The organism is Lacrimispora sp. (assembly GCF_046972725.1).
GTDB lineage: Bacteria > Bacillota > Clostridia > Lachnospirales > Lachnospiraceae > Lacrimispora.
This window is the reverse complement of the sequence record NZ_JBKVXF010000001.1, coordinates 1,247,865-1,268,278: the sequence shown is the minus strand read 5'-3', so window position 1 is coordinate 1,268,278 and position 20,414 is coordinate 1,247,865. Positions and strand designations below refer to the sequence as shown.

At 42.8% G+C, this 20,414-nt stretch carries 20 protein-coding genes and 1 pseudogene; 18 read left to right on the top strand and 3 right to left on the bottom strand.

Annotation, left to right across the window (positions count from 1 at the left end):
- Positions 1-42 precede the first annotated feature (42 nt).
- The 11 genes from ACLTWA_RS06110 to ACLTWA_RS06060 all read left to right on the top strand — a co-directional run bounded on the left by ACLTWA_RS06110 (position 43) and on the right by ACLTWA_RS06060 (position 10,814).
- On the top strand, positions 43-747 hold the full coding sequence (locus ACLTWA_RS06110; protein WP_412326698.1) for an amino acid ABC transporter permease: 705 nt from the start codon (positions 43-45) through the stop codon (positions 745-747).
- 18 nt (positions 748-765) lie between these two features.
- The gene (locus ACLTWA_RS06105) at positions 766-1,470 is read left to right on the top strand and encodes an amino acid ABC transporter permease (protein WP_412326697.1); all 705 of its coding nucleotides are present in this window, start codon (positions 766-768) and stop codon (positions 1,468-1,470) included.
- Positions 1,471-1,513: 43 nt separating this feature from the next.
- Positions 1,514-2,269, top strand: a complete 756-nt coding sequence (locus ACLTWA_RS06100) for an amino acid ABC transporter ATP-binding protein (protein ID WP_412327191.1) — start codon at positions 1,514-1,516, stop codon at positions 2,267-2,269.
- Positions 2,270-2,295: 26 nt separating this feature from the next.
- Positions 2,296-3,480, top strand: a complete 1,185-nt coding sequence (locus tag ACLTWA_RS06095) for a MalY/PatB family protein (protein ID WP_412326695.1) — start codon at positions 2,296-2,298, stop codon at positions 3,478-3,480.
- A gap of 155 nt (positions 3,481-3,635) precedes the next feature.
- Positions 3,636-4,472: a methyl-accepting chemotaxis protein gene (locus tag ACLTWA_RS06090; protein WP_412326693.1), complete on the top strand. Its 837-nt coding sequence runs from the start codon at positions 3,636-3,638 to the stop codon at positions 4,470-4,472.
- A gap of 215 nt (positions 4,473-4,687) precedes the next feature.
- Positions 4,688-5,635, top strand: coding sequence for an L-lactate dehydrogenase (locus ACLTWA_RS06085; protein WP_412326692.1), 948 nt, complete (start codon positions 4,688-4,690; stop codon positions 5,633-5,635).
- A 219-nt stretch (positions 5,636-5,854) separates the two neighbouring features.
- The gene (locus ACLTWA_RS06080; protein WP_412326691.1) at positions 5,855-6,886 is read left to right on the top strand and encodes a tocopherol cyclase family protein; all 1,032 of its coding nucleotides are present in this window, start codon (positions 5,855-5,857) and stop codon (positions 6,884-6,886) included.
- Positions 6,887-7,160: 274 nt separating this feature from the next.
- A complete protein-coding gene (locus ACLTWA_RS06075) occupies positions 7,161-8,837 on the top strand; it encodes a methyl-accepting chemotaxis protein (RefSeq protein ID WP_412326690.1) in 1,677 nt (558 codons plus the stop codon).
- 101 nt (positions 8,838-8,938) lie between these two features.
- Positions 8,939-9,310, top strand: a complete 372-nt coding sequence (locus ACLTWA_RS06070) for a GntR family transcriptional regulator (RefSeq protein ID WP_412326689.1) — start codon at positions 8,939-8,941, stop codon at positions 9,308-9,310.
- Positions 9,311-9,312: 2 nt separating this feature from the next.
- Entirely contained in the window at positions 9,313-10,164 is an 852-nt protein-coding gene (locus tag ACLTWA_RS06065) for an ATP-binding cassette domain-containing protein (protein WP_412326688.1), read from the top strand.
- On the top strand, positions 10,161-10,814 hold the full coding sequence (locus ACLTWA_RS06060; RefSeq protein ID WP_412326687.1) for an ABC-2 transporter permease: 654 nt from the start codon (positions 10,161-10,163) through the stop codon (positions 10,812-10,814). Before ACLTWA_RS06065 ends, ACLTWA_RS06060 begins: the two co-directional genes overlap by 4 nt.
- Before the next feature lie 350 nt (positions 10,815-11,164).
- On the opposite strand, the gene ACLTWA_RS06055 is transcribed toward ACLTWA_RS06060, so the two are convergent.
- A complete protein-coding gene (locus ACLTWA_RS06055; RefSeq protein ID WP_412326686.1) occupies positions 11,165-12,082 on the bottom strand; it encodes a helix-turn-helix domain-containing protein in 918 nt (305 codons plus the stop codon).
- A 114-nt stretch (positions 12,083-12,196) separates the two neighbouring features.
- Between ACLTWA_RS06055 and ACLTWA_RS06050 the strand changes: the two genes are divergently transcribed.
- On the top strand, positions 12,197-13,384 hold the full coding sequence (locus tag ACLTWA_RS06050; RefSeq protein ID WP_412326685.1) for an MFS transporter: 1,188 nt from the start codon (positions 12,197-12,199) through the stop codon (positions 13,382-13,384).
- A 38-nt stretch (positions 13,385-13,422) separates the two neighbouring features.
- Here ACLTWA_RS06050 and ACLTWA_RS06045 read toward each other — a convergent pair whose 3' ends face one another.
- Both ACLTWA_RS06045 and ACLTWA_RS06040 read right to left on the bottom strand, forming a co-directional pair.
- Positions 13,423-14,433, bottom strand: coding sequence for a hypothetical protein (locus ACLTWA_RS06045; protein WP_412326684.1), 1,011 nt, complete (start codon positions 14,431-14,433; stop codon positions 13,423-13,425).
- A gap of 128 nt (positions 14,434-14,561) precedes the next feature.
- Positions 14,562-14,789, bottom strand: a complete 228-nt coding sequence (locus tag ACLTWA_RS06040) for a hypothetical protein (protein WP_412326683.1) — start codon at positions 14,787-14,789, stop codon at positions 14,562-14,564.
- Positions 14,790-15,050: 261 nt separating this feature from the next.
- Between ACLTWA_RS06040 and ACLTWA_RS06035 the strand changes: the two genes are divergently transcribed.
- The 6 genes and pseudogenes from ACLTWA_RS06035 to ACLTWA_RS06010 all read left to right on the top strand — a co-directional run bounded on the left by ACLTWA_RS06035 (position 15,051) and on the right by ACLTWA_RS06010 (position 20,153).
- Positions 15,051-15,467: a YjdF family protein gene (locus ACLTWA_RS06035; RefSeq protein ID WP_412326682.1), complete on the top strand. Its 417-nt coding sequence runs from the start codon at positions 15,051-15,053 to the stop codon at positions 15,465-15,467.
- A gap of 116 nt (positions 15,468-15,583) precedes the next feature.
- Positions 15,584-16,819, top strand: a pseudogene (locus ACLTWA_RS06030) (endonuclease Q family protein); the annotation flags it as partial.
- 83 nt (positions 16,820-16,902) lie between these two features.
- On the top strand, positions 16,903-17,529 hold the full coding sequence (nth, locus tag ACLTWA_RS06025) for an endonuclease III (RefSeq protein WP_412326681.1): 627 nt from the start codon (positions 16,903-16,905) through the stop codon (positions 17,527-17,529).
- Positions 17,530-17,568: 39 nt separating this feature from the next.
- Positions 17,569-18,042: an LURP-one-related/scramblase family protein gene (locus tag ACLTWA_RS06020; RefSeq protein ID WP_412326680.1), complete on the top strand. Its 474-nt coding sequence runs from the start codon at positions 17,569-17,571 to the stop codon at positions 18,040-18,042.
- A gap of 664 nt (positions 18,043-18,706) precedes the next feature.
- Complete coding sequence (locus ACLTWA_RS06015; protein ID WP_412326679.1) at positions 18,707-19,108, top strand: hypothetical protein; 402 nt, start codon at positions 18,707-18,709, stop codon at positions 19,106-19,108.
- 13 nt (positions 19,109-19,121) lie between these two features.
- Positions 19,122-20,153, top strand: a complete 1,032-nt coding sequence (locus ACLTWA_RS06010; protein ID WP_412326678.1) for an NUDIX domain-containing protein — start codon at positions 19,122-19,124, stop codon at positions 20,151-20,153.
- Positions 20,154-20,414 lie beyond the last annotated feature (261 nt).

The following is a 20,414-nucleotide window of genomic DNA, read 5'->3' as shown; positions in this document are numbered from 1 at the left end:
ATCCGCGTTATAAAGATGAAGTGAGAATGGAGGGAAAAGAATTTGGAGAACACGTTTAAGCCGGAGACGATTCCAGGTTATATTCCAAATATTTTAAGGGCTTTTCCTGTTACTATGGAAATTCTCCTGCTGTCTCTTTTCATAAGTCTGCTACTGGGGACGCTTGTTACCGCAGCAGTAATTGGAAAAAGAAAATGGCTGAAAGTCATTGCCAACAGCTATATTGCATTTATGAGAGGAATTCCCACGCTGGTTTTGATATTTCTCATCTACCTGGGACTTCCTCAACTGGCACAGACCATAGGAATTGATTTGTCGGAAGTCAGTAAGATTGTATTTATTGTCGCATGCCTGTCCATGGGAGCCTCTGCCAATATGGCGGAGATGATGAGAGCCTCTTATCTGGCAGTGGATAAAGGGCAGAGAGAGGCAGCCTATAGTGTAGGAATGAAGGAATTTACAGCATTTCGCAGAATTGTTTTCCCTCAGGCCTTCGGCATTGCCATTCCTGCCCTGGGAAATAACATTATCATGCTGTTTAAGGAAACCTCCCTGGCATTTGCAATCGGTGTGATTGATTTCATGGGAAAGGCAAGAGCCATCAGCTCTGCCAGTTATGGAGCAAACCGTCTGGAAGTCTATATTGCAGCCGGAATCATATTCTGGGCCGCCTGCGTAATTTTTGAATATGCAAGTAAGTTTATAGAAAAAATCTATACCAGAGGCCGGAAAAAAGCGGCAAGTTAAAGAAAGGGGGGAAAACGGATGGATTTTAAATTTATCATAGAAGCAATGCCAAAGATCGTGCTTGCAGTTCCCATCACGCTTTTCATGTCCTTTGTATCTGCAGCGGCAGGCTGGATGCTTGGACTTTTCATTGCATTGGTCAGAAAGCACCGGGTTCCTGTTCTTTCCCAATGTTCCGCTGTGTTCGTTTCCTTCATCAGAGGTGTACCTATGGTAATTCTTTTATACATATCCTACTATGCTCTGCCCATTCTTCTCTACAGCTATGGCCTGAGCATTGGAGTCACCATTGACATCAATGCAGTTTTGCCGATTGTGTACGCAATAATTGCTCTGACTCTTGATCAGGCGGCCTATTCTTCAGAAATTTTCCGTTCCGCCTTGTCAGCTGTTGATGAGGGACAGATGGAAGCAGCATTCAGTGTGGGAATGACCAGAACGCAGGCACTGGTAAGAATTGTATTTCCCCAGGCACTGGCCATGGCGGTTCCCAATTTGGGAGGAATCTTTGTTGGTCTGGTAAAAGGAACTTCACTCGCTTATTATGTGGGGGTCTATGAAATAACCGCAACGGCAAATTTACTGGCTATGCCGGCACTTAATTTCATTGAAGCATATATTATGACAACTTTGATTTATGAAGCAATCAGCTTTGTGCTGAATAAATTATTTCGTATCTGGGAGAACCGTCTTAAAAGGTTCCGGGCGGACGTATCTGCCTGACAGCAGACACGGATATGAGGAAGGAGCAGGTATTATGGCATATATGGTGGAACTGGACAATATCCATAAGTCATTTGGAAAAAATCACATTTTAAAGGGAGTCAATCTGAGGGTTGAAAAGGGAGAAGTAGTAGTAATCCTTGGTCCCAGCGGCTCAGGAAAAACAACGCTTCTGCGTACCATCAATTTTTTAGACAGTGCAGATGACGGAACGGTTACGGTCAATGGCTTTCTTCTGGATTGTAAAAAGCACTCAAAGACCCAGGTGATTGCGCTGAGAAGAAAAACTGCCATGGTATTTCAAAATTATAATCTGTTTCAGAATAAGACAATTCTTGAAAATGTAATGGAAGGTCTTGTAACGGTAAAAAAAACAGGGAAAACAGCTGCAGAAACGATGAGCCGTGAAATGCTGGCAAAGGTAGGTCTGGCGGAACGGTACGATTTTTATCCTTCCCAGCTTTCCGGCGGGCAGCAGCAGCGGGCGGGCATTGCCAGGGCATTGATTCTGGACCCTGATGTGATCCTTTTTGACGAACCAACCTCTGCGCTGGATCCGGAGCTGGTAGGTGAAGTTTTAAATACCATAAAGAACGTTGCCCGGACAGGAATTACCATGATCGTTGTGACGCATGAAATCTCATTTGCAAGAGAGGTCGCATCAAGAATTATTTTTATGGAAGGCGGCAGTATTGTTGAGGAAGGAAAGCCCTCTGAGATTCTTGTAAATCCAAAAGAACCAAGGACCCGGCAGTTTTTAAAGCGAATTACAGGGCCCCAGGCTGACGGCAAAGAATGAAAAAATAAGAACATGGAGGAAGAAACATGCACTATGATTTTGAAACCCTGGTAAGAAGAAATAATACAGGCTCATTGAAGTGGAATGATATGAAGAACAAAAATCCCAATGTAGAAGACTGTGTGGTACCGCTTTCCGTAGCCGATATGGAGTGGAAAAATCCGCCGGAAATAATTGAGGGATTGAAACAATATTTAGACCAGTCCATATTTGGATATACTGGAGCGACTGAAGCCTACTATGACAGTGTGACCGGCTGGATGGAAAAGAGGCACGGCTTTTCTCCGAAAAAGGAATGGATCGTAGAGACAGCAGGAGTCGTCCCCGGTCTTAGCCAGATGGTAGCCGCATTTACAAAGCCCGGAGATGCCGTTCTCATTATGACTCCGGTTTATTATCCATTCCGGCTGTCTGTAGAAAATAACAAACGGACTCTGGTTACATCGGAGTTGATTCATACAGGAAGTTCCTATGAAATCAATTTTGCGGATTTCGAGGAAAAGGCGGCAGGAGAAGATGTAAAACTACTTATTTTATGCAGTCCGCATAATCCGGTTGGGCGGATATGGACCAGGGAGGAACTCCTTAGGATTGCAGAGATATGTTTTAACAATCATGTTTTCATTATCTCCGATGAGATACATTTTGATCTGATTCTTCCCGGCTATCATCATGTTTCCATGGGAACGTTAGAAGAAAAATATGTGAATAACTGCGCAATCTGTACGGCTCCCAGCAAAACCTTTAATCTGGCAGGATTTCAGACATCGAACCATCTTATTGCCGATAAGGAAATGAGAGATAAGTTATCTGCAGCAAGAGGGTACCATTCTCTGAATATGATGGGGTACAAGGCATGTGAGATTGCCTATACCCGGTGTGAGGCATGGCTGGATGAATTACTGTTACATCTGGACGCCAATAAAAGATACGTGGAAACGTTTGTAGCTGCCAATCTGCCTGAGGCAAAGGTTTGTAATCTTCAGGGAACATATCTGCAATGGCTGGATTTTAGAGGGCTTGGCATGGATTACAGGGAACTGGAGAAGTTTATGCAAATGGAAGCTCAGCTGTTCTTAGATGAGGGATATATCTTCGGAGAAGGGGGCAGGGGATTTGAGCGGATTAACATTGCGTGTCCCTTATGGGTATTAAAGGAAGCGATGGAGCGGCTTCTGGAAGCTGTCATTCGATATAGGAAACGGAGGTAGTATATGGCAGCGGTCCATACGATCCGGTTTTTCCATACCTGTCATTGACATCCCCATGGGAATATACTAAAATAGCATTAACTGACAAATACTTTCAATATCAGCAGATGTTAATTCAGATAAGATGTTACATCAGACAAAAGGGGGAAGGTATCATGAATAATCAATTTACAGAAAATGAATTATTGGATTCTTTTTATAATGTAATACCATACTTATCAAATTTATTTGATGATGATGTAGCCTTCGCATTAACAGATACGGAAAAATTCATTCTGGTTGTCAACGGAAGCCGGTTGAGATTCAGCATTACGGCAGGCGAGCAGGTCCCGGCAGGCGGTGCGATCCGGGATAGCCTTAATTCCGGAAGAGTGACCATTAAGGACGTTCCGGAATCAGTATACGGAGTCCCGTTTAAGTCATATGCCGTTCCGATTATGGATAAAAGCAGAAAGGTTGTTGGAGTCTTGACCTTAGGAAAGAGCCTGGAAAAAAGAAATGAATTAGTCGGTTTAATCAACCGTCTTTCCAGTGGAATTCAGCAGATCACAGAATCTACCAATCGTGTGACTGAAGGCATGGAGAATCTAAAGAGCATGAACGAAGAGATATCTGCCAAAGTAAATGAAGCAAACGAAAGCGCCGGGAATACGGACGGTATTCTGGATTTTGTCAAAGATATTTCCATACAGACAAATCTCTTAGGCCTGAATGCAGCAATTGAGGCAGCACGAGCAGGCGAGGCAGGCAGAGGTTTTACCGTAGTCGCAGGTGAGATAAGAAAGATGTCCGCATCAACCACCGATTCCATCGGCCAGATCGATACGGTTTTAAAAAATATCAATGCTTCGATTACTACCATTAATAATAGGATCACTGAATCCAACCATATTTTTAATGAGGAAAATGACGAGTTCAGGAATATTGTAAACTCCATCAGTGAATTAAATACCACAGCAAAGAATTTAGAAAGCCTGCTGAAGCATATATAGATTTTAGATACGTACAGAATATAATCAAAACAATCAAACAGTCAGAACATTTATCAATAAGGATAGAGCAGAACACCGCACTATCCTTATTTTGCCGCAAAATCGCAGCAGCGCTTTATCAATTTTTAATAATCCTGTCTCAAAAATATTTTGATAAATTCCGGTTTTTGAGTTATGATAATTACGACTTAATCTTACAAAGAGGGAAAATAAACATGAAAATAAAAAAATCGAAAGTAGCAGTAGTCGGCTGCGGACTGGTAGGTTCATCAACCGCATTCAGTCTTGTGACCCAGGGAGTCTGCGATGAGATCCTAATGATAGATATTAATGAAGAAAGGGCTCTCGGCGAGGTGATGGATCTGCGTGATACCATAAAATATCTGGACCGCAATGTAAAAGTGCGTACCGCCTCTTATTCAGACTGTGCGGATGCAGATATTATCGTAATAACCGCGGGAGCACCGCCTCAGAAAGGCCAGACCAGGCTGGATACTTTGGAGGTCAGCGCTAAAATAGTAAAAACCATTGTAGACCCCATTATGGCAAGCGGGTTTGACGGTATCTTTATCGTTGTTTCCAATCCGGTTGATATTATGGCTCATTATGTTTATAAATTGTCCGGTCTTCCTAAGAACCAGGTCATCGGAACCGGAAGTGCGCTGGATACTTCCAGGCTTCAAAACTTCATTGCAGAACTGGTTCACGTAGACCCGAGAAGTGTGTATGCCTATTCCATGGGGGAGCACGGAGATTCTCAGATGGTTCCCTGGTCGACCGTAACCGTTGCCGGAAAGTCCTTCCAGGATGTAATTCTCGACAACAAAGAGATGCTGGGAGACGTGGATTTAGACGAGATCGTAAAGAAAACCACAAAAGAAGGCTGGGAGATCTATAACAGAAAAGGAACGACTTATTACGGAATCGCTACTACCTGCGTTGGTATCATCAAAGCCATTCTTTATGATGAGAACCGGATCATTCCGGTTTCCACACTGTTAGAGGGAGAATATGGACAAAGGGGAGTATTTGCCGGTGTCCCCACCATCTTGAACCGGACCGGTGCAGCAGACATTCTTGAGATCCATATGACAGAGGAAGAACTGGGAAAATTCATTGATTCTGTAAATGTAATACGTGAATACACCAACAAAGTTCTGTAAAGGACATTGTAAGAGCAGCCACATGATGACATGAAATACTAAAAAGCCTTTTGAATGGAATGAAAAACCATTGAAAGGGCTTTTTTGTTTAGATTTGCCCCTTTCTTTTTTAGACCTCCTTTTATATTTCCGGTAAATATACTGACTATGGAACCTGATATTTGGAAAAGCTATGCTTAATATGATACAAATATTGAAACGGATGGGAGAGTACGACAGATGTCATATCATAAGAAATCTTTTCCTTGCAAAAAGGGGAAACCCATAGCGGAAATAAAAAAAATCAATAAAAATATAAAAAACCGAATGATTTTATTGAGAGACAGCCTTAGAGATTTATGTGTAACCAGTTTTAACCGGATATTCAGATTTGCTGTTTTTGAAGGCTGGTATTATAAGCACCAGAACAAAGATTCGGTCCTGGCTCTGATTCCGGGCGCAAGTATTGATAAAAACGGTACCAGGCATCCGTTTTTGCAGATCATCTGGAATGAAACATCTTATTCCCTGGATTTTCCGGAAGAAGATTATCTGGTGGACCGAAGACAGCAGCGAATCATGCTGGGGCGCAATGTGTTTTCTATTCACGGTATTAAGTTAAATATACAGACTGAGGAACTGTCCATTCAGGGCGTGATTCGCTATGGAGCCCTAAGTCCGATTAAATATTCCATTATGGGGCCGTTGGAACTGGTGCCTTTTATGGAATGCAGACATGAAGTAATCAGTATGGCACACCCCCTTTCCGGCAGTTTGAAGGTCAATGGCAGAGTTTTGGATTTTAACGGAGAAAAGGGGTATATCGAAGGTGACCGGGGAAGGTCGTTTCCAAAGGACTACTTGTGGATAGAATGCAACCGGTTCCAGGAGGAGGCCTCCGTTATGATCGCCATAGCCCATATTCCTTTTATAGGGCACAGCTTTCAGGGCTGCATCTGTGTGGTCCTGTATAAAGGCAGGGAATACCGTTTTGCCACCTATCTGGGGGTACAGGTGGTATGTAAGAGACGGACCTCGGTTGTGTTAAAACAAGGCATATACAGCTTAAAGGTATACTTAACAAATCAGAACGCAGGCAGCAGGCCGGGATTTTCCCATAAGCTGCTGGCTCCCAGTCAGGGGAAGATGACACGGTTTATCAAAGAAGGACATCTGCAGCGGGGAAGATTTTTGCTGTATAAAGGGGAAGAACTGATCTTTAACCTGGCAAGTGATTATGTGAGTTTTGAATATGAGCCGGGAAAAGCATAACGTTTGACAGGTACACTTGCCATGGCTGGAATGTGATAAGTGTGCCTGTTTTATTGCACATATCTTTTGTATTAACAAAAGTTTTTGAAATTTTAACATATATTAATAAATGTTAAGATAAAATTGTCCATGAAAATGAATAGCTGTATTATAAGGGGAAAATTACCTTAAAGAATTGTAATGTTTGCGAAAAATGTTGAAAAGTGGCAGAAAATTGATATAATTAATACGTGATAGTTATATTTAATAACTCAGGATAAAAGGGGGGTTACCTATGGAAAAGCGCGGTAAATTAAAAATTTCCAGGCGTTTGAATCTGGTATTTGCAGTATTAGTATTTATTATTTTTTTATCGTCTGTGTTCTCGCTCATCAGTTTTCGGATCATCGGCAATAATTTTACAACCTTTTACAAGGTACAGTATGAGACAACTAAAAAACAGATGGAAATTCGAAAAGATGTCCAAACGATTAACAAACGGATTCTTTGGGCAATTATAAGCAATGATCCGGCAGTTACAGCAGAGGAAAAAGAGGATTTAGACAAAAGATATGTAAAAATACAGGAATACATAAACGCAATCAATACCAACTTAAAAAGTGACCAGACAGGTCAGACCCTGACCGGATTACTTGAAACGTTTAAAGAAGATACCAGCCGCCTGTTAGATTATGTGGAAGGCGGAGATATCAAAGGGGCAATAAGCTATTATAACTCAGACTTTAACAATACATCCGAAGCACTTGCAAACGCTCTTGATGATACAGGGACCAGATCGGATAAGGCTGCTTTGCTGAAATATGAGACAAGCAACGTGGTAGAGAATGTTGCCACAGTTTTACTGGCTGTATTTTCCGTCATTTCTTTAATTACAGCGATTGTTATGGCAAAAAAGCTGACAAAGGGAATTGTTGTTCCGTTACGAGAACTGGAAGCAGCATCGAAGGAGATTGCGGAAGGAAATCTTCATACCCGTATTGCCTACGAGTCAGGCGATGAAATCGGGCAGGTGGCAGACAGTCTGAGGACTTCCATTCAGAAAATCGCCTCCTATATTGAAGACATTGATGTTGTCATGGACCGCATGGCTTCCGGGAATTTCAATGTAAATTTCAAGCAGGAATTCCTTGGAGATTTCAGAAACATTGAAAAATCTCTGCAGATATTTACCAATAAGATTTCCAGGAGTCTGGGAGATATCAGTCAGGTTTCCGAACAGGTATCCAGCGGTTCTGTTCAGATTGCAGAATCCGCCCAGATGCTTGCAGAGGGTGCAGTCAATCAGGCTGAAATTGTAAAAGAACTTTCCGGCACTGTAGCGGATATCACTGCCCGGATTTCTGAAAACGCCCAGAATGCTGTGGATATCAGCGGCGAAGTCAGTACTGTAACAAAGAACATCACCCAGGAGAATGAGAACATGAAGGAAATGGTTCTTGCAATGGAGGCCATTAGAAATACATCTCATGAAATCAGTAAAATTATTCATACCATCAACGATATTGCTTCCCAGACAAATCTATTAGCGTTGAATGCCTCTATTGAAGCGGCAAGAGCCGGAGAAGCAGGAAAAGGATTTTCCGTGGTGGCAAACCAGGTAAGCCTTTTGGCCAGCCAGAGTACGGAGGCGGCTAAAATCTCCACCCAGCTGATTGGAGATTCCCTGCAGGCAGTGGAAAAGGGAGCAGTCATTGCAGATGCAGTGGCCAAAGAACTGAATGTGATCGTGGACAGGACCCAGGTGATTATGAGAAAAGTGGAGAGCATTGCTTCCGCTTCAAAGGATCAGGCCGTTTCAGCAACACAGATTGACGGTGGAATCGGTCAGATCTCCCAGGTTGTGGAAGTCAATGCTGCCACAGCGGAAGAAAACTCTGCAGCAAGTGAAGAGCTTACGGGTCAGGCCCAGTCTTTAAAAGATTTAATCAGCCAGTTCCGTTTTAAACAGTAAGCATGAAACAACCTTAAATTTCATACATATTATGGTAAACAGCATATAACAGTTGACAATATACGTGAACTGTTATATGCTGTTTATTAAGGAGGGATCATGTGAAGCTAATTATAAATAATTCATCCATGCAGCCGATCTACGAACAGGCCGCGGGACAAATCAAAGCCATGATTATGGAGGGGCAGTTAAAGGAAGGGGATATGCTCCCATCTGTACGGGCGCTGGCAAAAGATTTGAGAGTCAGTGCACTGACGGTAAAGAAGTCTTATGATGCTCTGGAACAGGAAGGGTTTGTTATTACGGTACATGGAAAAGGCAGCTTTGTGGCCTGTGCCAATCAGAGCCTGATCCTGGAAGAGAAGAAAAAAGAGATGGAAGCGGATATGGAAACAGCCATACGAAAAGGCCGGAGCTGCGGTATGAGTGACGAAGAGATTGCAGAGATGTTTCATATCATTTTGGAGGATTGACGATGTTATTAAAATTGGAAAACGTACAAAAACAATATGATGGATTCCGCCTGGACTGTTCTCTGGACTTAAAACCTGGATATATCACAGGACTCATTGGACCAAACGGTGCCGGAAAAACCACTGTGTTCCGGTCCGTTTTAGGATTAATTGCCATCGATGAGGGAAATATTGAGATTTTTGGAAAAAAATCAAGTGATTTGAGCCTTAAAGACAGGGAAGATATCGGGGTAGTACTGGCTGAATCAGGTTTCAGCGGTTATTTGACCATTCAGGATATCATTCCCATTTTAAAGAATCTGTATAAGAGATTTGATAAAGAAGAATTCATAAAACAATGCAGGGAGGCAGGTCTGCCCTTTCGTAAGAAGATCAAGGACTTTTCCACTGGAATGAAAGCAAAGCTGAAGGTGCTTGCTGCCATGTCCCATGATGCCAGACTCCTTATTTTAGATGAACCGACGGCAGGACTGGATGTAATTGCCAGAGATGAACTTTTGGATTATATCAGAAATTACATGCAGAACGGAGAACGTTCCATTCTGATCAGCTCCCATATCTCCAGGGATTTGGAAAGCCTTTGTGACGATGTGTATCTCATCGACCAGGGAAAGATCGTTCTTCATGAAGAGACAGATCACCTTCTTGACTGTTATGGGCTTTTGAAAGCAACGGAGGATCAGTATGAAGCGCTGGATAAAAAACACATCCTGCGCCGCCGGAAAGAAAACTATGGTTTTAGCTGCCTTACGGATAACAAGCAGTATTACTGTGAACGATATCCTGACCTGGTAGTGGAAAAAGGAGCCATTGATGAAGTGATAACCTTAATGATTCGAGGTGGACGTATATGAAAGGACTGTTGATTAAGGATCTGATGCTGTTAAAGAACCAGATGAGATTTTTCATTATGTTTTCCATGCTTTGTTTATTTATGCTGTTTATCAATTTTAATCCTGGATATGTGATTGGTTATATGACGTTGATCTTTGTAATGTTTACCTTTACCACCATCAGCTACGATGAATTTGATAACGGTTTTACTTTTTTATTTACGCTGCCTGTCAGCCGTAAGATGTATGTAAGGGAGAAATATTTATACGGAATTCTTTCAGGTATCACCGTCTGGACACTGGTTTTTCTTTTGGTAATTATTGATGCTGTCCTGACCGGCGGCATTGCTTACTTTGATGTTTTTACGACTGCACTCACTTACTTAATCATGATCCTGCTTTTTTTTGCAGTGAATCTGCCTCTTCAACTGAAGTACGGTGCGGAAAAAGGAAGAATTGTTTTGGTCGGGGTAACGGTTTCCGTATTTGCAGTGGTATTTGGTCTTGCCAAAATAGTTGAATCCTTTGATATGAATCTGTTGAAAGCAGTGGACACATTGGAACGTATGGGTTCTGTCTGGTTTTTTGGAATACTGATTGCTGCCTGTATTTTGATAATCCGTATTTCCTATTCCGTTTCTGTGAAAATAATGGAGAAAAGGCAATTTTGAAAAGGCATTGCTTATAAGTGGGCCAAAAAGGGAGAAGATAAGAAAAAGACGGTTTTGGGAGTAATGGAATGAATCTTATTTTTCTTATAATGGCCTGGCTTCCAATTGTGGTTGGAACGTTTGGAATTGTTTTGATATCCTATTATTTTTATAAATGGTGCAAAGGCGTAAGGGTTATAAAGCTGCGCATGGCAGGTGAAATCTGTTTTCTTGTGGTGCTTATATACTTTTTCATACTCTTTCTCCTGGGTTTTTATATACAGCCCAGATTGTTTTTATAAAATAAATTAACCATAATAAATACCGTATGTGCAGAGAACATGACAGATCTATCTGCACATACGGTATTTCTATTCCTGTTTTATGCAGTATTCCTTCCGGCCCTTTGTGATGCTCCGGTGCTTTCCAGGTGTAATATGAAATTCTCTTTTAAACAAACGGTCAAAATAGCTGGTGCTTTCAAATCCGGTGCGTTCAGCTATCTCCGAGATGGAGTGGTCCGTATGAAGAAGAAGCTTACAGGCCTGCTGGAGCCTGTATTTGTTTACATATTCAATGGGTGAGAGAGGGACGGAGCATTGGAAGCAGCGGAGTGCCTCCCGCTTGCTCACCCCAACAGAAGCGGCGATGTCTTCAAGCGTCAGCTTTTTCCGGTAATTCTGTTCGATAAAATAAGTCATACGGCGAAAACGGGCTTGTGATATCCGGTTGGTTCCTGTATTTTCCATGGTCACGAATTCCGTTTGGTGCTCATAAAGCACGGACCAGATCTGGCAGACCAGTGTATGAGCTTCCAATTCCCAGGCAGAGGCTGGGTTTTCACATAAACTGCAAAGCTTTGATAAAGCAAGAAGGATATGCTTTTGCCAGGGAATGCCGTTCTTTAATACCACATGGGAAATTCCCGAGTTGAGAAAAGGGGTCAGATAGTGCTCATAGATCAGGCTGTTTTCCGGAGCAATGAATTCCGGAGAAAATACCACATTGGGAATTACTCCTGTTCCGGCAGAGGCAAAACGGTGTATGGAACTTGAATTAATAAAAATGCCGTCCCCGGCCTCCAGAATATGGTTGATGTTGCCGACGGAGCACTGCACGATGCCTTTTCTCACTGTTACCAGTTCAAATTCTCTGTGCCAGTGCCAGTCGATGCAGCGGTTTTCAAATTTTCCCACATCTTCGTAATAATATTGGAACGGAAAGGCTGGTGAGCCGTGAGTAATCAGTTCCATCATGGACTCATCGGTCTGTATTCTGGTGCTTTGCATATAATTTCTCCTTTGAGTAATTGACTGGATTGTATCATAAATTGGCCATATTTTGCAACTGTTAGGAAGTATTATGCGGTATAATACAAAAAACAGAATGACAGGAGAATTAAAATGAACCCCAATTACCATAAAACAATTCGTGCCTGTTTTATGAGCTATATCGTGCAGGCCATTGTCAATAACTTTGTTCCTCTTTTATTTCTGACTTTTGAAAAAGAATACGGGATTTCTTTGCCGAGAATTGCTCTGCTGGTAAGCGTCAATTTTGGAATCCAGCTTTTGGTAGATCTTTTGTCTGCCGGAGTGATTGACCGGATCGGATACCGTATTTCCATGATTACAGCGCTCGGACTGTGTGCCTCAGGCCTTTTTTCTCTCACCATATTTCCGGAAGTTTTTTCTGATCCATGGTATGGCTTTCTTGGGGCTGTTATGATCTACGGGGCAGGAGGCGGGCTTTTAGAAGTTTTGGTAAGTCCTCTGGTAGAGGCATGTCCTACTGAAAATAAAGAAAAAACCATGAGTATGCTCCATTCCTTTTACTGTTGGGGGCATGTGGGAGTTGTTTTGTTATCCACCGTTTTTTTCGTGCTCTTTGGGCTGGAAAACTGGCGGATCATAGCTGCTTTCTGGACTCTTGTTCCGGTAGTAAATCTGATTTTGTTCTTTAAAGTACCCATTGCACCTCTTATTAAAGGAGAAGAAGGGATTTCGTTCCGTACTCTGATTGGAAAGAAAGTTTTCTGGGTGTTTATGCTCCTTATGGTATGTGCAGGTGCAGGAGAACAGGCGGTCAGTCAGTGGGCTTCTGCGTTTGCCGAGGAAAGCCTGGGGGTCAAAAAAGCCATAGGAGACCTTACAGGACCTATGTTTTTTGCAGGCATGATGGGAATCTCAAGAGCACTGTACGGAACGTATGGGGAAAGGTTAGACTTAAAGAAGATGATGATGGGCAGCGGGCTCCTGTGTGTTGCTTCTTATTTTCTGATTGCCTTGTCCTCTCACCCGGCGCTGGGGCTTCTTGGCTGCGGCCTGTGCGGTCTGTCTGTAGGAATTATGTGGCCGGGAACCTTCAGCATGGCCTCCGCCGCTATACGGGGCGGAGGTACGGCAATGTTTGCATTTCTTGCGCTGGCGGGAGATTTCGGATGCTCCGGAGGTCCTGCGCTGGTAGGCCGGATCTCGGCTCTTATGGGAAATAATCTTAAGATGGGAATACTGGCTGCAGTTATATTTCCATTTATATTTGTATTGGCCTTAAAAATGAGTGTTGGACGAAAAACTCATGCTTTGGAGTAAAAAAAGGAGAGAGCCATGGAAAAGGCTCTCTCTTTTTGCTAATATACCACAGCTTCATATCCTTCGGTCGACGGAAACTGAATGGTTACCGCCTGTCCCGGGTTGTGATAATCCAGGATCATGTTCATGGTCATGCCTGCGGTTTCATCGTCATCGACCATTGTCAGGTGAATGGCGATTTCCTCCCTTGAAAAATATCCTTCCGGTGTGATCACAGCTTTCCCGTTTATAGAATCGATCTTATAATCCACATCGTTGAGAGCCGGCCATATCTCACTGTTGATTTCTTCCAGATAAGACTCCATTCCTTCTGCATGATTGGAGTATAGGAGAATCTTACTCCCACCTTCCCCGTCTGCGGTCTGGACATTGTCAAGGAATGCCCAAAACTGACCGGTAAGTCCGCCCAGAGTAAGATTTTTTGTCATATCCTCATGCCCGATCTTCATCTTATACTTTTGATTGGGGCCCATATCCGAATAATAGGTGCCATTGGTATAAAATGAGGTCTGGGTGTCTTTAATTCCCATCATGTACATCTGTGTTTCTGAAAGAAATTCCATGTTTGGTGTGTTAAGGTCATGATATTTCAAGTGAAGCTCCATGGAAATCGGAATCTCCAGTTCGGAATAGGACAGGTTCATATGTATGTCTCCGTCGATATCCAGGCCGGGTAAGGCGGAGCTTTTCTTTATAGCGTCAAGATATAATTCTCTTCCGTTTTTTTTCGCTGCCGCTGCTGCTGCCGGATTGACAGCTTTTTGACGAACAATACCGTCAGCAACCCATGCTCCCTTCTCATTGACTGAGAATCCATCGGGAGTGGTCGTATTCATAAGTACATATCCATTTTCATCAAAATAATAGCATTCTGCCATTCCGTCTTCATTGGAATCGATCCATTCCCATTCTGATGCGGGAGAGGGCTCATTCTTTTCCTGCCATCGCCAGCCCCGGGAATCCTCTTTCCAGGTACCGGCAAATGCAGCGGATGCCATGGACACGGACAGAAGTGATGCAACGGCAAATATCTTTATTGATTGTTTCATCCTGGTTATATTCCTCCTGTTGTGCATTTCCAGGATAATAAAAAGGTCATGGAAATGCTTTTACCATTATGATTGGTTCATTGTACCATATTCTGGTAAATACAACAATGTATTTTGCAGAGGAGTGGTTATCTTAATGAGGATTTTAACTGTTCTATGAATTCCAGATCCGATGCTTTCAGCTTTAGATTGGTGGTAAGACTTTTTCCTTCGGGAGAGGTAACGTGAATTTCCACCACACTTTCTTCTTTCAGGGCACTGTTCGATACCGCATGGAGGAATAGGGGGAATTTTGGGTGATTATTTTTAAAAACAGTCCAGGCTTCTTTTAATTGCATGAGATTCATTAAATTCATTGAATCAAGTCCTTTCTTTATCAGTGATAGGCATATCCTAGCATAAAAGAAATAGGGAGTCAAATCCCGTTGAAAAGAAATGCTTTTCTGCAAAATAGTGGTGTGTTATAATAAAATTACAAAGATAAAAACACAGCTCGTGGCATCTGCCATGAAGATCCGGTTGGTAGTCCGGGCAGAAACGGGAGTTATGATACGTTTCTAAGTAACCCTCCTCCTTGGTCGTCCGTTCTTTGTTCAACAAGTAAAGGAGGAATTGTTATGGACAAAGTTACGGTTACGTTTTTCGTATTCTTCGAGGAACCATTCTGGGTAGGAATTTTGGAACGGATATCTGATGGGAAGCTTGAGGTATGCAAGGTGACATTCGGAGCAGAACCAAAGGACTATAAAGTGTATGAGTATCTTCTCAGAAATTATGAAAAACTGCGGCTGAGTCCAGCTGTGGACGCTGTTGTAACGAAAGAGGTCAAAAACCCAAAAAGGATGCAAAGGGAGATACAGCGGCAGGTGAAAAACCCTGGAATCGGTACGAAATCCCAGCAGGCTCTGAAATTACAGCATGAAGAAGTCAAACAGGAGCGTAAGGTATCTGCACGACAGAAAAAAGAGGTAGAGAAACAGCTTCAGTTTGAGCGGAAGCAGCAAAAAAAGAAAGAGAGGCACAGGGGCAGATAATGCCCCTTTTCTCTATAAAACAGATACAGGAAAAATTTTACCCATGGAATATCTGCTTTTGTGGTGTAGAATATATAGACATAAGGTATGCAAGAGAAAGAAAAGCAGGTGAATACATGTACATAGCAGATTTACATATCCATTCTCATTATTCCAGGGCCACCAGCAGGGATTGTACTCCGGAATCCCTTGACTTCTGGGCAAGGCGTAAGGGAATTGATCTGCTGGGAACCGGAGATTTTACCCATCCGGCGTGGCGGCAGGAACTAAAAGAAAAGCTGATACCGGCAGAAGCCGGACTTTATCGATTAAAGGAAGAGTATTGTAAGAAACAGGGACAGACGCCTGGATTTAAGTCACCCAGGTTTGTAGTTTCCGGCGAAATCAGTACCATCTATAAGAAAAATGGAAAGGTGAGGAAAATCCACAGTGTGATTCTCCTGCCAGGGATTGAGGAAGCAGAGCTTGTTTCAAAAAAGCTGGAAGCCATCGGAAACCTTCATTCTGATGGCAGACCCATATTGGGACTGGATTGCAGAAATCTTTTAGAGCTGGTTCTGGAATCATGCCCGGAAGCAATCTTTATTCCGGCCCATATCTGGACGCCCCATTTCTCCTTGTTTGGTGCATTTTCCGGATTTGATACGATTGAAGAATGCTTTGAAGATTTAACACCTTATATCCATGCACTGGAAACCGGGCTGTCTTCGGACCCTCCCATGATTTGGAGGCTGTCAGCCCTGGACCGTTTTCAGCTTATATCAAATTCCGATGCCCACTCCCCGTCAAAACTTGGCAGGGAAGCCAATCTTCTTGACATTGATCTGTCCTATGAGGGGCTGTCGGAAGCTGTATTAAGGGGGAATGGCTTAAAGGGAACCATAGAATTTTTCCCGGAGGAAGGGAAATATCACTATGATGGACACCGGAAATGTAATCTCTGTCTTTCTCCGGCAAAAGCCCGCCAGTATTCCGGCATATGCCCGGTCTGCGGACGAAAGCTGACCACAGGTGTATTCCACCGGATCGAACAGCTGGCCGACCGGGGGGAAGGCTTCGTGCTTTCCGGAGGGAAGGCGTTTGAACGCGTGGTTCCTTTGCTGGAAGTCATTGGCGCCTCCACCGGATACACCACTGCCAGCAAAAGAGTGCAGAGCCAGTATGAAACCATGGTGGAAACTCTTGGTTCGGAATTTGATATTCTGAGGAATCTGCCTGTGGAAGATATTAAAAAAGTTTCCGGGGAATGGATTGCCGAAGGAATCACACGTCTTCGGGAAAACAGAGTAAAGTTCAGTCCTGGTTACGATGGAGAGTATGGAACCATTCAGTTATTTGAACCTGGGGAGATTAAAAAATAAAATCAGTAAGGCTGTTGAAAATCATATCAGAAAATAAAAAGGAAAACAGATTTTCAGGAGGAAGTAAAGTACAAATGAAAAATGAACATGTTATTGATGTGCTGGATAAATTAGATGAGACCTATGGGGTTACAAAGGAAGGATTCTATCATAAGCAGCCCTGGCAGCTGCTGGCCGCAATTATGCTCAGTGCGCAGAGTACGGATAAGCAGGTGGAAGAGATACTGCCTCAGCTGTTTACGCAATTTCAGAATGCTGAAGACATGGCAGAAGCCTCTCTGGAAGAAATCGAAGATGCCATACGTTCCATCGGCCTTTATAAAAATAAAGCGAAGAATCTAAAGAAATGCTGTCAGCAGATCGTAGAAGAACTGGGCGGAAACGTGCCCGGAGACATTGACGGGCTTCTCCGTCTTGCAGGCGTGGGCAGAAAAACGGCCACTTTATTCCTGGCAGATTATTATGGAATTCCAGGCGTTACGGTAGATACCCATGTGTTCCGCATATCAAAACGGTTGGGTTGGGCCTTGGGGAAGAATCCGGCAGAAGTGGAACTGGAACTGCAAAAGGTATTGCCGCAAGAGCACTGGAACCGGATTAATTTTCAATTAATCTATCACGGCAGAGCGGTGTGCACTGCACGGAAGGCAAAATGCGAAGCGTGTATTCTGGCGGAATGGTGTGAGAAGAAGCTGGGATAAGTTATTTTTCAATGAAAAAGAAAGGAGCCGGAAAATTCGATGAAATTATTATTCAGACAACGTTTTTTCTCCTGGTTTGACAGTTATGATATATATGATGAAAGTGGAGCAACGGTATATACTGTAAGCGGAAAGCTGGCTTGGGGGCATAAGCTGGAAATCTATGACCGTTACGGGAATCATGTGGCAACCTTAAGAGAGCAGGTCTTCTCATTCCTGCCCCAGTTTGCCATTCAGATGAATGGGGAAACCATAGGAACAATTACTAAGAAATTTACATTTTTTAAGCCTTCTTTTACTGTTGACTGCAAGGACTGGCACGTGGAGGGGAATTTTTGGGAGTGGGATTACCAGATACTTAACTCTGGAGGAAGTGTTGTAGCTACGATCGAAAAGCAACTCTTTAATTTTACGGACACTTATCTCATCGATGTTTATGAGGAAACGGACAGCCTTCTTGCGCTAATGGTGGTCTTGGCAATTGATGCGGTCAAATGCAGCGATAATAGCTAAAAAAGGCCCAGGCAAAGCGGCAGTTAGATTGTTTTCAATGATATTGTTTCAAAAAATGGAAAAATTATACAATCATCATGGATCATTGTATTTATTTCAATAATTTAATAAAGTTTTTTTTGAAATACTTAATATTATCTGGAAGGTTCCGAAATATTATGAGATGGGTTCTTTCAATTCATACAAATGTTTGAGGGTTTTTGGCTTCAAACCCACTTATTTCTTTCCTATGTTATATCGTATTCCATAGCATACACGCCTTTTAAATGTACCAATCATTTTATCATACACGAATCATAGAATATCATAAGCAGGTGTAAGCTAAAATCCTGCCTCCATACACTGAGATTGAGGACAAGACATACATTATTAGCGGGCAGTAAATTTACTGGAGAAAGTAATGCACATGCCGTATTCAGGAAATGGATACACAACCATAACAGGATCGTATAATTGCCATTTGTAGATGCGAATTTGTATAACCGATCGTACCGGATCAAATACAGAATTTCCAGGTATCCTGCCGGACTGCAGTCATCGTAGCGATAACCTGCAGTCGGGTTTTTTGTATTTCTGCGGTGAACAACAACAAACAGGGGAACGGACAGATGATAAAAGCAAATGTGTCCGAAAAACAGGAACTGAAATGAGTATGGAGGAGTAAATGGAACAAAATAAAAGAAAACTGGAGATTCGTTTCGTTATATTTGGAGTTTTTGCTCTGGCTGCGGTACTTCTTCTGCTGCTGCAGGTATTTAAAAGCAGAACAAAGCCAATCTTTGATGAGAATGTCACCACAACCTTTTATGCGAAAACCAGCGTTGGGACAGCTTTGGATTTGAAAGCGGAAAGCTATTTTTCCTCAGAGCTTTATGATTATACAAAATTCCAGTTTGATCTGACCCGGTGTGACTGGAATACGCCTGGCTTATACCGTATACCGGTAATTTATGAAGGGCAGGAAACCAATTGTATCGTTCAGATTGAAGTAGAGGCAACCGATGCAGCTATGAATATAGAAGACCAGAATTTAAACAGCAATAGAGTAATTACAGGAAAGAACTGAATGGAGATAGAAGATGGCTCATAAGAATCTTACCACGCTTTGCTATATGGAACAGAACGGCTGCTATCTGATGCTGCATCGGATAAAAAAGGACCACGACATGAATCGGGACAAGTGGCTTGGCGTTGGAGGTCATTTGGAAGAAGGAGAAAGCCCGGAGGAATGCCTTTTACGTGAAGTAAAGGAAGAAACCGGTCTCCGTCTGATCTCTTATCGGCAGCGGGGGATCATTACCTTTGTATCGGATCAATTTCCCGATGAATATATGTTTCTATACACGGCCGATGAGTTTGAAGGTACCATAACAGAATGTGAGGAAGGACAGTTGGAATGGGTCCCAAAGGAAAAGATATCACAGCTTCCGCTTTGGGAAGGAGATCTGATATTTTTTGAACTCTTAAAAGACGAACTTCCTTTTTTCTCTTTAAAGCTTCAATACAGGGGAGAATTGCTGTCTGCCGCTTCTTTAAACGGAGAACCGCTGGAACTGTTAGAAGAGCGTGACTTAGAGGGAAGAAAAACGGGAAATATAAGGGCCAGGTTTATGGCTCACCGGGAAGGAACTCTTCATGGAACCTCTCATGTGTGGGTAATCAGATCCAATGAAAAAGGCAGATTTGACCTGCTTTTGCAAAAGCGCAGCGCAGACAAGGATTCTTATCCCGGGTGTTATGATGTTTCCTCCGCAGGACATATTCCGGCAGGCTGTGGCTATCTGGAATCTGCTGTCAGAGAACTGGAGGAAGAGCTGGGAATCCGGGCAGAACCTTATGAACTTACCTATGTAGGACTTCGGGAAGAACTTGATAAAACGGAGTTCTATGGAAAGCCCTTTTTCAATCATGAGATCAGTAAAGTTTATGTTTACGATAGACCTGTGAAGGAAGATGCCCTGGTTCTTCAGCCATCGGAAGTGGAGTCTGTACTATGGCTGGATTATGAAGAGTGCCTTTGTCAGATGAAAGCAGGAACGCTGGTTCATTGCCTGAATGAAAAAGAAATTCTTATGCTTGCTGACTGGTGGAATCAGCAAAAAAATCATTGACCTGCCGGTTATTTCGTGCTATATTGAGGAAAGACTAAGAATAGGAAGTGTGTGTATGTTAATTGTGTCTGAACATGGAGCATAAAGCAGTTATATATTGAGAACAGGAATCACGCAGGGAAAGCGGAATGGCTTATCCTTTGTTTTGTGTACCTGTTTTGCCCATGAAGATACAAAACAGACGGATTAGGTTTGAAACCTGGGAGATGTCGATTTGTGATCTCACAGGTTTTTTTGTTGTATAAAAGGGTGATTGCTGCC